Here is a 13,631-nt window from a genome sequence, read left to right as displayed (position 1 = left end):
AAGAACAGAGTTAGAAAGCTGTCATTGCGAACAAAGTGAAGCAATCTCAAGACTTTACGATAAGATTGCCACGCACCCTTCGGTGCTCGCAATGACATGATTAATAAGTGGGTGCGAAGTCTATCGCTGGTCTTGGGTGGGAATAGGGTCTTGACTTCGTTATTTGGGGGCCGGGACAAATTTTAACGCCGCGGAGTTAATGCAATAGCGCAAACCGGTGGGGGCGGGTCCGTCATTGAACAGGTGCCCTTGATGTCCGCCGCACCTTTTACAATGGACTTCGGTTCGGGGATAGATTATTTTCCAATCGGTTTTTGTTTCGACAGCCGACTCCTCCATCGGTTTCCAAAAACTCGGCCAACCTGTGCCGCTGTCGAATTTTTCATCGGATGAAAAGAGGGGTAAGCCGCAACCGGCGCAATGGTAAATTCCCTGGGTTTTTTGATCATGGTATTGATTTTGAAAAGCAGGCTCCGTCCCTTCTTTTCGTAAAACATGATAAGCCTCCGGGGTAAGGGCGGATCGCCACTCCTCGTCGGTCTTTTTAATTTCAACCATTTTGTCAACCTCCTGAATTTATAGGGTATACCGATCCTGCCGATAAACGATTTCTCCGTCAATTTCGACGCGATCAACGGCGCCGAAGACGTCGACATGAAATCGATTTTTTTTAGGAAACCCCGGTTTCCTGTAGATGGAATGTTTTGCTCCGAGCGAGAGATGTACCCCGCACATTCTTTCATAGGCGCCGATATCGCTTACACGGTTTTCACGGGTGAATGCCTTGTTCAACCCAAAACCGAGCTCCCGCAGCCAGACCTTTTCCTCGTGGAACCGAATCTCCTCGAGAACGGCCTTAAAAGCTGTTGGGGCATCCGGGGCGTCCACCAAAACGCCATTTTCGATAAGGGCCGAAAAAGGTTCTTCGACCGCATAAACCGAAAAGTCCTGGTTCCCAAAGGCAAACAAATTGATCTTTCCGTTGACCCGGTCAATGGCTTTCGGCTCGGTAAAAACCTCTCCGATGGGGAATTGGCCTCCGATATTTTTCATGCGGCTGTAATCGCCGATATTCAACCTGGCTTCTTCAAACGGCGTGTCGTAAATAAGGCTTGTCCCATCGCAGATCACTTCAATGTGCCGGGCACGATCAATTCGTTGTTTCAACCGCGGTCCGACGGACCTGTAATAAGCGGGGTCATAGGCGAGGGCTTCGACGTAAGAGCTAAACTCCTCCGCGCGAATCCGTGACAGATGGGGGTGCTCAATGACCTTTAAAGCCCGATTAAACAGTTCTATCCTGAAGCGGAATTCATTCAAGCGAAAACTCGTGGATTGAACCAAAATGACCAGGTTTTTTGGGGCAAGAACGTTCACTTCGACGAAAATTTCTTCGGGAGAAACCTGATCGAAATTTAGCGCCTTTACATCGGGCAAAACAAGGCGATACGCTTCCGCGAGAAGTTTCGCGAGAGGGGACTGTTCGTCAAAAACCAGGAGAGCCGGCTGATCAGGTTGATGGCCTATGGCCAAGGTGACGAATTCCTGAATGTTTTTTTTAGCCCTCTCGAAGAGGGGAGAGGTTTTCACCGATCAGAAGGATTTGAAAAGAGGGCTGTCAGGAGGAAAATCATCAACCCGGACGGCTTCCCGGCGCGAATCGTTGGCCGTCTTTAAGAGAGCGGCCTCATCCTCGCTGATAATCCCCTGCTTAACCCCTTCCTGAATCATGGATTCTTCATTTCGGGCATGAAGGATCCGGGCATGAACGGCTTTTTGCAATTTTTGTTCGGCTCCCTCCGCCGCAATGATTTTTTCTAAAGCTGATTCGAGTCTTCCGATTGTTTCATCAGGCGACTTTGGAATAAAAATTCCTTTGGTTAAGCGATCCCTTGTGGAACCTGGCCGGAGCAGTAACCGGGCGATTTGATGACCGAGGTTATCATGCGGCGCTTTGAATGGCCTCCCGTCCGGAAAAATCAGAACTCTTAACAGCCAGGAGAGTGAAATCACCGGGAAGTTTTTAAGGAGTTCGGCAAGGCGTTGACGAATCTGGTGAAGGCAATATTCACAGCTCCACTGCACTAAAGGAAGATCTTCTTTCTGGCGTCCCTCGTCTTCAAAACGTTTAAGTACGGCCGAAGCAATATAAAGGTAGCTCAGGATGTCGCCGAGACGGGCCGACAATTTCTCCCGTTGTTTAAGGGCACCCCCCATGATGAGCATGGACAGATCGGCGATTAACGCAAAAGCGGCGCTCATTCTTGTCAGTTGCTTATAATGCCACCCGACAGCCCCTTGAACCGGCGAAGCGGAAAACCGCGCGCCGGTTAATCCCATGAAAAACGACCTTGCGGCGTTGCTGAGCAAGTATTTGACATGGCCAAAAAAGGCCCGATCAAAATTTTTGGAAGCTCTTCGGATATCGGGATCAGCGGTCGCTTCCATCTCCTTTAAGATATAAGGGTGGCACCGAATGGCCCCCTGTCCGAAAATAATCAGACTGCGGGTCAGGATGTTCGCTCCTTCGACGGTGATGCTGATGGGGATTGCTTCATAAACCCGCCCCATAAAATTTCTGGGGCCAAAACAAATTCCGCTTCCTCCCTGGATGTCCATTGCGTCATTGACGACCCGGCGCATGAGTTCCGTCAGGTGATATTTGAGCATCGCCGAAATCACAGAAGGTTTTTGTCCCGCATCGACGGCTCCCAGGGTCATGACCCGGGCGGCGTCCATGAGGTAAGTCATTCCGCCGATCCGGGCTAAGGGTTCTTCAATTCCCTCAAAATGTCCGATGGGTGTTTTAAATTGCCTGCGGATGGCCGCATAGGCTCCGGTTGAACGACTGGCCAGTTTGCCTGCGCCCGTTGAAAGAGCGGGGAGGGAAATTGACCGCCCTGCGGCAAGGCTTTCCATGAGCATGGTCCAGCCGCGTCCGGCCTGTTTGACCCCTCCGACAATCCAGTCGATAGGAATAAAGACATCTTTTCCGCTGTTAGGGCCATTCTGGAACGCAAGATTCATGGGAACATGACGTCGTCCAATCACGACTCCGGGCGTTTGGGTAGGAATCAGGGCCACGGTGATTCCAAGTTCTTCTTTAGAACCAAGCAGGTGGCCGGGATCGTAAAGTTTAAAAGCCAGACCTAATACGGTGGCCACGGGTCCCAAAGTAATATACCGCTTTTCCCAGGTTAGCCGAATTCCCAAAATATCTTTTTTTCCATCGAAATCTCCCCGGCAGACGATCCCCGAATCGGTCATGGAGGCGGCGTCGCTTCCCGCGTCCAAACTTGTCAAAGCAAAACAGGGGATTTCCTGTCCGCGGGCCAATCTCGGCAAATAGTAGTCTTTTTGTTCTTCTGTCCCATAATGAAGAAGGATTTCAGCGGGGCCAAGGGAATTCGGGACCATAACGGTTACGGAAGCGGAAAGGCTTCGGCTGGCAATTTTCATAATAACGTTGGAATGGGCAAGCGCGGAAAACTCCAATCCTCCGTATTTCTTTGGAATGATCATTCCAAAGAACCCCTTCTCTTTTATAAATTTCCAGACTTCAGGTGGAAGGTCGCGGTATTCCTGGTTGATCCGCCAGTCATCGAGCATCTGACAGAGCTCCACGACCGGGCCGTCAAGAAAGGCTTGTTCTTCGCTCGTCATCCGGGGAACCGGTACGGAAAGAAGCTTTTTCCAATCCGGCCTTCCGCTGAAAAGGTCGGCATCCCACCAGACGGTGCCTGCCGCCAGAGCTTCTCTTTCTGTTTGGGACATGTGAGGAACTTTTTTCCGGAAAAGATGTAACAGGGGGTTGCTGATGATTAACCGTCGAAGGACGGAAATGTTAAGAGGAAAAACGATTAAAAGGAAAAGTCCAAACGTCAGAAACAGCATTTCAGCCGGTTGACGGGTTAAAACCGTCCAAAGCGCCAGACCGGCTCCGGCGGTTCCCGTCCAGAGGTATCCCGGAGCCCGGTAAGCGGCAAGTGTCCAGAATGCGGCTACACCCAACAAAAACCAAATAAGCGTCATCATAAGATAGCAGGAATTTCCTCTGTTAAAGATCATCTTAATTTTAACAGCTTGTTTGGAAGAGTCAATCGCTATTTATTTTTTGGAAAGCCTGGAGGACCCGCCAGGGTGGTAACCTTTCCTGTGGCAATGGCCCATTTTTGGATGGAATTACTGAGTTTGTCTGAAATGAGGAGGGTGTTTTCTTCGTCAGGGAAGACGATGCCCTGGGGAAACCCGAAAAGGGGTGATCCCGGGGTGCCGGTAAAGTTTGAGGTTTCTCCTGTGGAGGCATCAATCTTTCGAATAGAATGGTTTGCTGTGTCAGCAACATAAATATTGGCGCCTGAGGGATCAAGGGTAATTCCGTGGGGGATACCTAACCTCCCTCCGGCACGCTTCTCTCCCCTTTTACCGAGGAGGGTTGTCACTTCGCCCGTTGCAATCACAATTTTTCGGACAGCCTGGTTGGAGGCGTCGGCGACGTAAAGATAAGCTCCCGAAGGATCGACGGCGATATCTGTGGGGTGGTCAAAGCGGGAGGCCGTTCCCTTTCCGTCTTCAAATCCCAAAAAGCCCGGACGACCCGCGATCGTCGTAACCATTCCTGTTGCCGCTTCAATTTTCCGGATCGTATGGTTTGAGGTGTCCGCAATATAAAGAGAGGTTCCTGACGGATCGCCGGTAATTCCTTGCGGTTCATTAAATCTGGCTGATAGGCCCGGTCCATCGTTTGAACCAAACCGTTCTGACGTTCCGGCGACCGTTGAGACCGAGGCGTTTGAGATGACAATTTTCCTAATGGTGTGATTTCCCGTGTCGGTTATATAGAGGGTGTCTCGTTTCTTATCGAGAGTCATCCCCCGTGGGCTCCGGAATCTGGCGCCGGAACCCGTTTCGTCGACTGAGCCGAATTGCCCTCCGTATCCGGCGAGCGTAGTGACCCGCCCGGTTGACAGAACGATTTTCCGGATGACATGGTTTGAGGTGTCCGCGACATAGAGGTTTTTCCCGTCTGTTGTTAAATGAGTGGGATTGCAAAACCTTGCGGCATTTGGCGGCCCGTCTTGATATCCGCATTCGTAGATGTTTGGAGGGTTTTCTACAATCGGAAAGAGCCTGATTTTAGGTAAAGGCTTCCCGGAGGGGGCTGAATCCTCATTGACTGACGTGATATCTGCCGCGCCCATTGCCATGGCGCCGATAAAGAATGCAGGGAAAATGAGAAAAGAAATTAAACTAAATTTCAACGACTTTTACAGTTCGCCTGAGGTCAGGATTCCCAATAATTTCAGGGAGAACGCTTCCCTTTGGGGGTCCGAAAAAGAGTTCGATCAGATATCTTTGATCTTCCATCGGCATAAGAATCGCACGAATGATTTTAGGACCTCCCTGGAGTAAAGGGGTCATATTCGTTTCTAGTTTATCGGGTGAAATAAGCTCTGATTTTGAAACCATACAGAAATTTTTATGATAATTCAACAGGTTCATGCCTAAAATAAAAACAACCTGCTCAAGATTAACCGCGGGTTTTTGTTTTTCTAGTAAAACAGTATTTATTTTTTCAAGAATGAGCTGGGGGTAATTGTTTTTCATTTTAAAAAGAAACCTCCGAAAGAAGTTTCAAATTTTTAATTGTAGGGGCAGGCCCCTGTGCCTGCCCTGGGCAACCACGGGGGGTTGCCCCTACAGAAACATGTCACAATTCTTTTTACGTTTGTATTAATCAGAAAGCAAATAATGTGCCAAAATATTTTATTTCATAAATAATTGATTTTATTAATAAAAATAAATATTAAAAAGCTAAAAATAAAAAAAATAGAAGCATATTGGCAGAAACTAAGCAAATGCTCATTCAATTAAATCGTTCCAGAGAATTCGTTTTCCAACTCTCTTGGGGACCTTTAACCCGTAGACAAACGGCGCTTTTTAAGATTAAGATAAGCTGTCTCGCGAAGTTTTTGGAGTGACCGTCTTTTCGTTCGTCTGATTTTAATTGGGGGGGTAAGGATAGGTCGCTTTAGATGACTGGAAGATTTAGGGCCCGGTCATAGCCGATGTCAATCCTGAGGCACTAATGCCGCAAATTCTCGAAAAAGACACATTAGTCAGGTTTCCTCATCTCACGGTGCTCAAGGCCTCAGCCGGTTCCGGCAAGACCTACACGCTGACCCAAAGAATGGTCCAGTTCCTCCTTTCCGAAAAGATTCCGAAGAACCGGCTTCGAAACATCCTTGCGATCACCTTTTCGAACAATGCAGCGAAGGAAATGAAAGAGCGGACGCTGGCGTGGCTAAAGGAAATTCACTTCGGAGATGAGGAAAAGGTTGCCGCGCTTTCGAAAATTGTATCTCTTGAAGTGGAAGAGATGAAGGCCCGGGCCGGACGGCTGATCGACGAGATCCTTGAAAACTATGTGGATTTCCAGGTCAAGACGATCGACAGTTTTATGACGACGGTTTTTAAGGCCTCGGCGATTGATTTTGGATATAACCCTGATTTTGACATCTTGATGGACAATACCTCCCTGATGGAATACGCCTTCAACCTGTTTCTTCGTAATGTCAAACAAGGGAGCCCCGAGGCCGCCTATTTGGAGAAAATCGTCGACTCTCTCCTCGAATACAAGAAACAGGATGGAGCCTATCTCTGGATTCCTTCAACGGTTCTTCTTGAGGAGACAAAGAAAATTTACACCAAAGTTTCCGCCGCCGGAAAAGAGGCTGAGACAGAGGACACTCGTGAAGATTTAGAGAAGTTAAAACGCCGGATCGCTTCGTGCGTAGAGAACATAGAGAAAGAAATCGAACGTTCGGGCCTTAAGAGGAGCGGCAACTCTGCCTATAAAAGTATTCCGCGCCAGATCAGGGAGAAAAGTTTCCAGGACCTGACCGGAAAAGCCTATGCGAACGTTCCCGTAACCAAACCTTCAAAAGGGAAAGCGGATGAACAGGCTGCCTACGACCGCATCGCCGCCTTATGGGAGAAATTCAAAATCCTGACTTGCGAACTGACGGTCCTACTCTGCCGGTCCAGCTACACGCCCTATGTAAAGACCTTCCAGTCGTTCACCCGGATTGTCGACATCACGAAAAAACAACAGGGGAAAATATTCATCGGGGATATCAACAGCTATCTTGCGGAATATTTAAACAGTTCGATCGTTCCAGACGTCTATTTCCGCATCGGGGAAATTATTTATCATTTCCTCATCGATGAGTTTCAGGACACCTCGCCTATCCAATGGAGAAACCTCTTTCCCTTAATTGAAAATTCGCTTGCCCAGGGAGGAAGCCTTTTTGTCGTGGGAGATACGAAGCAATCGATCTACGGCTTCCGGAATGCGGACTACACGATCATGAAAGAACTTGAAGGATCGAATCCTTTCCCATCGGCGGAACATTCGGTGAAAGAACTCGACACGAACTATCGAAGCAAAAGGAAAATTCTTGAATTTAACGAACGGGTCTTCAAAACAAAACTGGCTGAACATGAGGAGTACCAGTCGGCCGGAGAAAAAAGCGGCCTCACGGATTATATCCAAAACCCGGAAGACCCGCGTGAAAATGACGGCTATGTGGAGGTCTCTCTTTTAGAAAGGAGGGAAGAAGAACCCGCCGAAAGAGAAAAGATACAGGAATTGATTAAGGCGTTACGCTCGCGCGGGCACCGCTACCGGGATATTGCCGTCCTGACCCAGACCAACGAACATGCCGTAAAGGTCACCTCCTGGCTCAACGAGAAAGATATCCCCTTTATTTCTTACAGCAGTCTCGACATCAGGCGTCGTAAGATCACCGGGGAAATTATGGCGTTCATTAACTTTCTCGATTCGCCGACCGATGATTTCTCATTCGGAGCGTTTATCCTGGGGGAACTTTTTAATCAGGCCATTCGGACAGACCATCCTGAAATCAGGATAGACCATCTCAGGCAGTTCTGTTTTAGCCAGCGGGATCATCCTCCCCTTTACAAGGCGTTCCAGGAGAGGTTCAGAACTCTTTGGGAGAAGTATTTCGAGGGTCTCTTCAGGGTATCGGGATTTCTTCCCATTTATGACCTGATGACAGAACTGTTTGCTGTCTTTAAAGTTTTTGAAAGGATGCCGGAAGAGGAAGCGGCGCTTATCAAATTTCTTGAAGTCGTCAAAGCGTTTGAGAGCCAGGGATCTAACAGCCTGACCGATTTTCTCGCGGCCGCATCCGGCGGGGAAACGGGAGATGAGAATTGGGATATGGCGGTTCCCAAGAACATTGAGGCGGTCAGCCTCATGACCATCCATAAGGCAAAGGGACTGGGCTTTCCGGTGGTGATTGTCCTTCTCTATGAAGTCAAAAACAGGGGATTTGACTATATCCTTGAGGAAAAAGGTCAAATTGTCCACCTGCTCAAGATCAACAAGGACGAGGCCGAATGTGACGACATTCTTCGAGGCCTTTATGATACGGAGAAAATGCGCGAAATGGTGAACAGGCTCAACAGCCTTTATGTCGGGTTTACGCGCCCTCAAAGAGAGCTTTACGTGGTCGGTGTGACAAACAAACCCCAGAACTACCCCTTCGTGCTCCTGCCGGTCGAGGAGTACCCGCCCTCGAAAAAGCCGGAATATCATCTACAAACGTTGCAAGCCCCTGCTGGGATGGACCATTGCCGGATCCAGCATCGATCCAAGCCGCTGGAATTCCCTTCCGGTCATGAGGGACTCCTTTCGGTTGAGGAAAGAAAGCGGGGGGATTTCATCCACAGGGTGTTGTTCTTTGTCGACGACGTGAGAGAGGGTTTTGAATCTCAGCTCCAGGAAATCATCAGGCGGGTCAAAGAAGAAACCGGATTCGACACTTCCGATGCGGACATTAAAGATCTCATCCTTGCGATGGTCAATAACAGAGAGATCGGGAATTATTTCGCGATGTCACCGGGAAGGGAAATAAGAAAAGAGCAGGAATATTCGGATGGTACCGGAAAGCTTTTCAGGATGGACCGTGTGGTGATCGACCCGGAAAACCTGACGGTGATTGATTATAAAACGGGGAAGGACAGGGGGACTTTGGAGAAATACCAGGCTCAATTGAGGAACTATATGAAAATACTTGGGGAGATCTATCATGACAAGATCATCACCGGCCTCATTGCTTTTGTCGATCTTAACGAGGTGGAAAAGGTCTTATGAACGTGGTTGTCGTTCCCCCTGGCAGAGATCTAATCGAAGAGGTGATCTCTCATCTTAAGGAAAAGGAGATGGATTTCTCGTCGTCTCTGGTGATCTTTCCTGGTAAAAGACCCCCCCATTTCTTAAGAAAAGGCCTTGCCAAAGAGATCGGATCCAGCTTTATTCCGCCGGTCACCCTTTCTATTGACGAGTTCATCGATTTTATCTGCGAAAAATTTGGGTTATTAAAGAAACTTGAAACCATCGACGCCGTGGCCCTGTTGTATGATATCCATAAGCATTCCCCGAAGCCGCTGGGGGGGACCGGTTTTTTATCACCTGACAGCTTTTTCCCTCTCGGGATGAAAATATATCGCGACATCGAGGAGCTGGCCATCGAGGGTGTCCCATCCCACAAACTTAGAGGCATCGAAGCTTATATCACCGAAGGTATTCCCAAGCATACAGAAGAGAGGCTGCAGTCCCTGAGCTATTTTTACGAGGAATTTTATAAGAAAGCGGAATCTCTGGGTTTTTCTATCCGGTCAAAACGATACCAGCTTGCGGCCGAACAGGTTGAACAAGCGGGACTTGAGCGATATGACCGTATCATCTTTGCCGGGTTTTTTGCCCTGACCCATGCCGAAAAGGCCCTCTTTCGGAAGTTGCTTTCCCATGACAATACGGTTTTCCTTTTCCAGCAGGGAGTCGGTCTTTCGGAAAAACTCAAGGAATTCGGTATTCCTCCAGAGCCGGCGGTGACAGAAGTTTCGGAACCCGATATCCACTTCTACAGCAGCCCGGATAGCCATGGACAGGTTTTGGCCCTTGGCAAGGTGCTCGACACCAGGGTGGAGGCCGGAAATTCCCTGGATGAAAACACAGTCATCGTCCTGCCGACGTCAGATACCCTTTTTCCTCTCTTACGGCAAGGTCTCTCCAACATTACCGAGGATTCCTATAACGTATCGATGGGTTATCCTTTGTCTCGGACTCCGGTCTTTGGTTTTCTCAACAGCCTCATGGAACTGGTCACTTCCATGGACGGAGACCGGATCTATATCCCGGACTACCTGAAATTTGTCTTGCATCCCTATACTAAAAACATTTATTTCCATAGAAATTCGGAGACCACCCGGATCCTTTTTCACACGCTTGAGGATGAACTGCTCAGACACAAGGCCAGGACCTTTACCACCCTCGAGGAGATCGAGGGGAGCAAAACGCTCTTCAGGGAAGTCAAAGAGAAACTTCCCACCGGCAAAAAAGAGGCGACCGAAGAGCGGCTCAGGGAGCATCTGAAGGAAATTCACAGAATCACCCTTGGAAATTTCCTCTCCTTTGAGAATGTTGGGGAGTTCGCAAGGAATGGCATCGATATTCTCGTCTTTCTCTTCAATCAGAGCCCCGCAAAACTGCATCCTCTTTTCCATCCCTTTTCGGAATCCCTGATCGCGGCGCTTGACGTTCTTCCCCGATCGTTGATGAAGGAGATCTCCTTTAAAGACCGATCCAGCTACTTTTTTTTCCTGCGGAAGTATATCGCCACCTGCCATACTCCTTTTCCCGGCACACCGCTCAAAGGGTTGCAAGTGTTAGGTTCACTGGAAACACGCAATCTCAAGTTCAAGAGTGTCTTCGTCCTGGATGCCAATGAGGATGTCCTTCCCGAAACGAAAAAGGAAGAAACTCTCATTCCCTTCAGAGCCCGGGAAATCCTGGGTCTTCCCACTTATTTCGACAGGGATAAACTGACGGCCTATTATTTCGATACGCTCCTGAAAGGGGCTAAAGACGTCCATCTTTTCTTTATCGAAAACGACAAGACAGAGAGGTCCCGTTATGTGGAAAAGCTTCTCTGGGCGAGGCAGAAAAGGGACAAGACCACCGACGTGAGACGCTACATCAGACCCATTCAATACCAGGTGAACCTGGTCAACAAAAACCCGGAGCCTATTGTTAAGACCGGAGACGCCGTCGCTTTCCTGAAAGAGTTTACCTTCAGCGCAACGGCTTTAGACCGGTATCTGGCCTGTCCCCTTAAGTTTTATTACGCGTCTGTCCTTGGACTGAGACCCAAAGAGGAAATATCAGGAGACATCGAGCGCGATGAGCTGGGAAATTTTATTCATGCCGTCTTGAGGGATTATTTTTCAGAAATAAAACATAAGCCGCTGAAAGAAACGGATATGAACTTGGCTCGGATGGATGCTCTGGTAGAAAACCATTTTGCGAATAGATACGGCGCCGATTCCTCAGGCGCGCTTTATCTGCTGAAGAGGCAGGTTAAAAGGCATTTGGGTGAATTTCTCGAGGCTTATTGCGTTCCGCTCGTGAACGAAAACAGCATTGCCATCCTGGCCTGCGAGGAGAAAATAAACGTCAGGGTAAACGCGTTTAATTTGGCGGGAAGAATAGACAGAATCGAGAAGAGGAATGGCAAGATTGTCATCGTTGACTATAAAACCGGCGCCAACCAGGCGTACTTGAAGATTGACCTGAAAAAGCTTAAAATGGACAGACGGGAGAGTTGGGAACAGGCCATCGGGAGCCTTCAGTTGCCTTTCTACATCATGCTTTACAGCGAAAAAGAAAAAATCCGGATAGAGGAACTTGAGGCCCTGTTTCTGTTTTTGGGCCGTTCAAAAATAGGAAAGGAAATCGAACTTCCATTGTTCAATGGAGCTTCGCCGGACGAGGTGTACGCTCCGCTGAAAACGGTCATTTTAAAACTACTTCAGGAAATAATCGACCCCTCCGTCCCATTCGGACCGGCGATTGACCTGAAGAGGACCTGCCCCGCATGTGATTATCAAACCATCTGCGGAACACAGTGGATTCTAAGATGATTTTCTCCACAGGGGTCCACCTTCCAATCGGGGTTGGGTATAGGGAGTCAGTCGTTTGAGTGATCTTCATGTTAAACCCTCCACTGATGAAAAAACTTCCCCTGTCCGCCTGCTCGCTGAACAGGCTTTTTCAAGAGCCGCTGGAGCTCCTCTGGTTGCGGGAAACAGCGTGCGAATTCTCCGGGATGCCCGGGAGAATTATCCCGCCTGGCTTGAAGCGATCGACGCTGCCAAAAAAACCATCCATTTTGAAAACTATATCATCCACGAAGACGACATAGGCAATCAGTTCGCCCGGGCTCTGGCCGCCAGGGCGCAAGAAGGGGTTCGCGTCAGGCTGATTTATGACTGGCTGGGGGCGCTCGGCAACACCTCGCCCCGCTTCTGGGAGCGGCTCAGGAAGGCCGGTGTGGAAGTCCGGTGTTACAACCCACCCCAATTAGACCACCCTTTGAGCTGGCTTAGCAGGGATCATCGAAAGATGATTGCCGTTGACGGCAGGATCGGTTTTGTAACCGGCCTTTGCATCGGTCTCAGGTGGGTCGGTTCCCCGAAGCGTTCTATTGAGCCCTGGCGCGACACGGGCGTTGAAGTGCGGGGACCGGCGGTATCTGACATTGAGCATGCCTTCGCCGACGTATGGGCAGAGACGGGCTCTCCCCTGCCTGAAGACGAGTTGCCGGAAAGAGGGAGCCTCCCCCGGGCGGGGGATATGGCGTTACGCGTCGTCGCAAGTGTTCCGAACACCGGGGGGCTTTACCGGCTGGATCACCTCATTGCGGTTTTAGCGCGCAAAAACCTCTGGTTGACGGACGCTTACTTTGTCGGAATGACTCCGTATGTGCAAGCCCTCAGAACAGCCGTGAGGGACGGCGTAGATGTCAGACTTCTCGTGCCCGGGACCAACGATATTCCTGTTCTTCGGGCTTTTTCCAGGGCCGGATACCAACCCCTGCTCGAAGCCGGAATCAGGGTCTTTGAATGGAACGGATCGATGCTCCACGCCAAAACGGCAGTTGCAGATGGAAGATGGGCCAGGGTAGGATCGACTAACCTCAACATGGCAAGCTGGATAGGGAATTATGAGCTGGACGTTGCGGTAGAAGATGAAACTTTCGCGAAGACGATGGAGCAGATGTACCTCGAAGATATTGCCCATTCAACGGAGATTATCTTGAGTAAACGCAGCGGAGTGAGGTTGGCTCAAAAAAGACCTGGGCGATTTCTCGGTCAAAGGGGAAGGGGCGAGGGAACCCTCAGCCGTGCGGGGGCGGGGGCGATCAGAATAAAAAACGCCGTCGGCGCCGCGGTGTCCAACCAGCGAATATTGGGTCCCGCGGAGGCAAGAATGATGTCCGGCGTAGGCCTGGTTTTTCTGGCCCTGGGGCTGACGAGTGTTTTCTGGCCCCGTTTGGTAACCATTCCCCTCGCGCTGTTGTGCGGCTGGCTGGGCGTTTCGCTCCTCATCAGCGCTTACCAGCTTCACAGAAAAAGAAGCAAGGATCCGGATAAATAATACTATAGCAGACGTAATAAGTAATGTGTCATTGCGAGGAGCGGAGCGACGAAGCAATCTATTGAAACCATTAGAGATTGCTTCACTTCGTTCGCAATGACAACGT

8 protein-coding genes are annotated in these 13,631 nt (G+C 49.5%); 3 read left to right on the top strand and 5 right to left on the bottom strand.

All coding sequences use genetic code 11. The annotated features are described in order from the left end of the window. Nucleotides 1-159: 159 nt before the first annotated feature. The 5 genes from msrB to HYR79_06750 all read right to left on the bottom strand — a co-directional run bounded on the left by msrB (nucleotide 160) and on the right by HYR79_06750 (nucleotide 5,607). Entirely contained in the window at nucleotides 160-558 is a 399-nt protein-coding gene (gene msrB, locus HYR79_06770; GenBank protein MBI1821396.1) for a peptide-methionine (R)-S-oxide reductase MsrB, read from the bottom strand. A gap of 18 nt (nucleotides 559-576) precedes the next feature. After that, nucleotides 577-1,590, bottom strand: a complete 1,014-nt coding sequence (locus tag HYR79_06765) for a hypothetical protein (GenBank protein ID MBI1821395.1) — start codon at nucleotides 1,588-1,590, stop codon at nucleotides 577-579. 3 nt (nucleotides 1,591-1,593) lie between these two features. Further along, on the bottom strand, nucleotides 1,594-4,032 hold the full coding sequence (locus tag HYR79_06760) for an acyl-CoA dehydrogenase (protein MBI1821394.1): 2,439 nt from the start codon (nucleotides 4,030-4,032) through the stop codon (nucleotides 1,594-1,596). A 71-nt stretch (nucleotides 4,033-4,103) separates the two neighbouring features. Further along, nucleotides 4,104-5,261, bottom strand: coding sequence for an SMP-30/gluconolactonase/LRE family protein (locus tag HYR79_06755; GenBank protein MBI1821393.1), 1,158 nt, complete (start codon nucleotides 5,259-5,261; stop codon nucleotides 4,104-4,106). Continuing rightward, nucleotides 5,251-5,607, bottom strand: a complete 357-nt coding sequence (locus HYR79_06750) for a hypothetical protein (GenBank protein MBI1821392.1) — start codon at nucleotides 5,605-5,607, stop codon at nucleotides 5,251-5,253. Before HYR79_06750 ends, HYR79_06755 begins: the two co-directional genes overlap by 11 nt. A gap of 481 nt (nucleotides 5,608-6,088) precedes the next feature. On the opposite strand from HYR79_06750, the gene HYR79_06745 reads away from it, so the two are divergent. The 3 genes from HYR79_06745 to HYR79_06735 are packed head-to-tail and all read left to right on the top strand — an operon-like array spanning nucleotide 6,089 to nucleotide 13,525. After that, a complete protein-coding gene (locus HYR79_06745; GenBank protein MBI1821391.1) occupies nucleotides 6,089-9,181 on the top strand; it encodes a UvrD-helicase domain-containing protein in 3,093 nt (1,030 codons plus the stop codon). Continuing rightward, nucleotides 9,178-12,009, top strand: coding sequence for a PD-(D/E)XK nuclease family protein (locus HYR79_06740; GenBank protein MBI1821390.1), 2,832 nt, complete (start codon nucleotides 9,178-9,180; stop codon nucleotides 12,007-12,009). The genes HYR79_06745 and HYR79_06740 overlap by 4 nt, the downstream gene beginning before the upstream one ends. Nucleotides 12,010-12,064: 55 nt before the next feature. After that, complete coding sequence (locus HYR79_06735) at nucleotides 12,065-13,525, top strand: cardiolipin synthase B (protein ID MBI1821389.1); 1,461 nt, start codon at nucleotides 12,065-12,067, stop codon at nucleotides 13,523-13,525. The last annotated feature ends 106 nt before the right edge of the window (nucleotides 13,526-13,631 follow it).

The organism is Nitrospirota bacterium (assembly GCA_016178585.1).
In the GTDB taxonomy this organism is placed as follows: Bacteria; Nitrospirota; Nitrospiria; order JACQBW01; family JACQBW01; genus JACOTA01.
Note: the sequence above shows the minus strand (reverse complement) of the source record. Positions and strands in the feature narration are given on the sequence as shown.

Excerpts from the sequence above, each read along its gene's own strand:
- msrB (MBI1821396.1), bottom strand. The coding sequence starts at position 558 with ATGGTTGAAATTAAAAAGACCGACGAGGAGTGGCGATCCGCCCTTACC.
- HYR79_06760 (MBI1821394.1), bottom strand. The coding sequence starts at position 4,032 with ATGACGCTTATTTGGTTTTTGTTGGGTGTAGCCGCATTCTGGACACTT.
- HYR79_06750 (MBI1821392.1), bottom strand. The coding sequence starts at position 5,607 with ATGAAAAACAATTACCCCCAGCTCATTCTTGAAAAAATAAATACTGTT.
- HYR79_06745 (MBI1821391.1), top strand. The coding sequence starts at position 6,089 with ATGCCGCAAATTCTCGAAAAAGACACATTAGTCAGGTTTCCTCATCTC.
- HYR79_06740 (MBI1821390.1), top strand. The coding sequence starts at position 9,178 with ATGAACGTGGTTGTCGTTCCCCCTGGCAGAGATCTAATCGAAGAGGTG.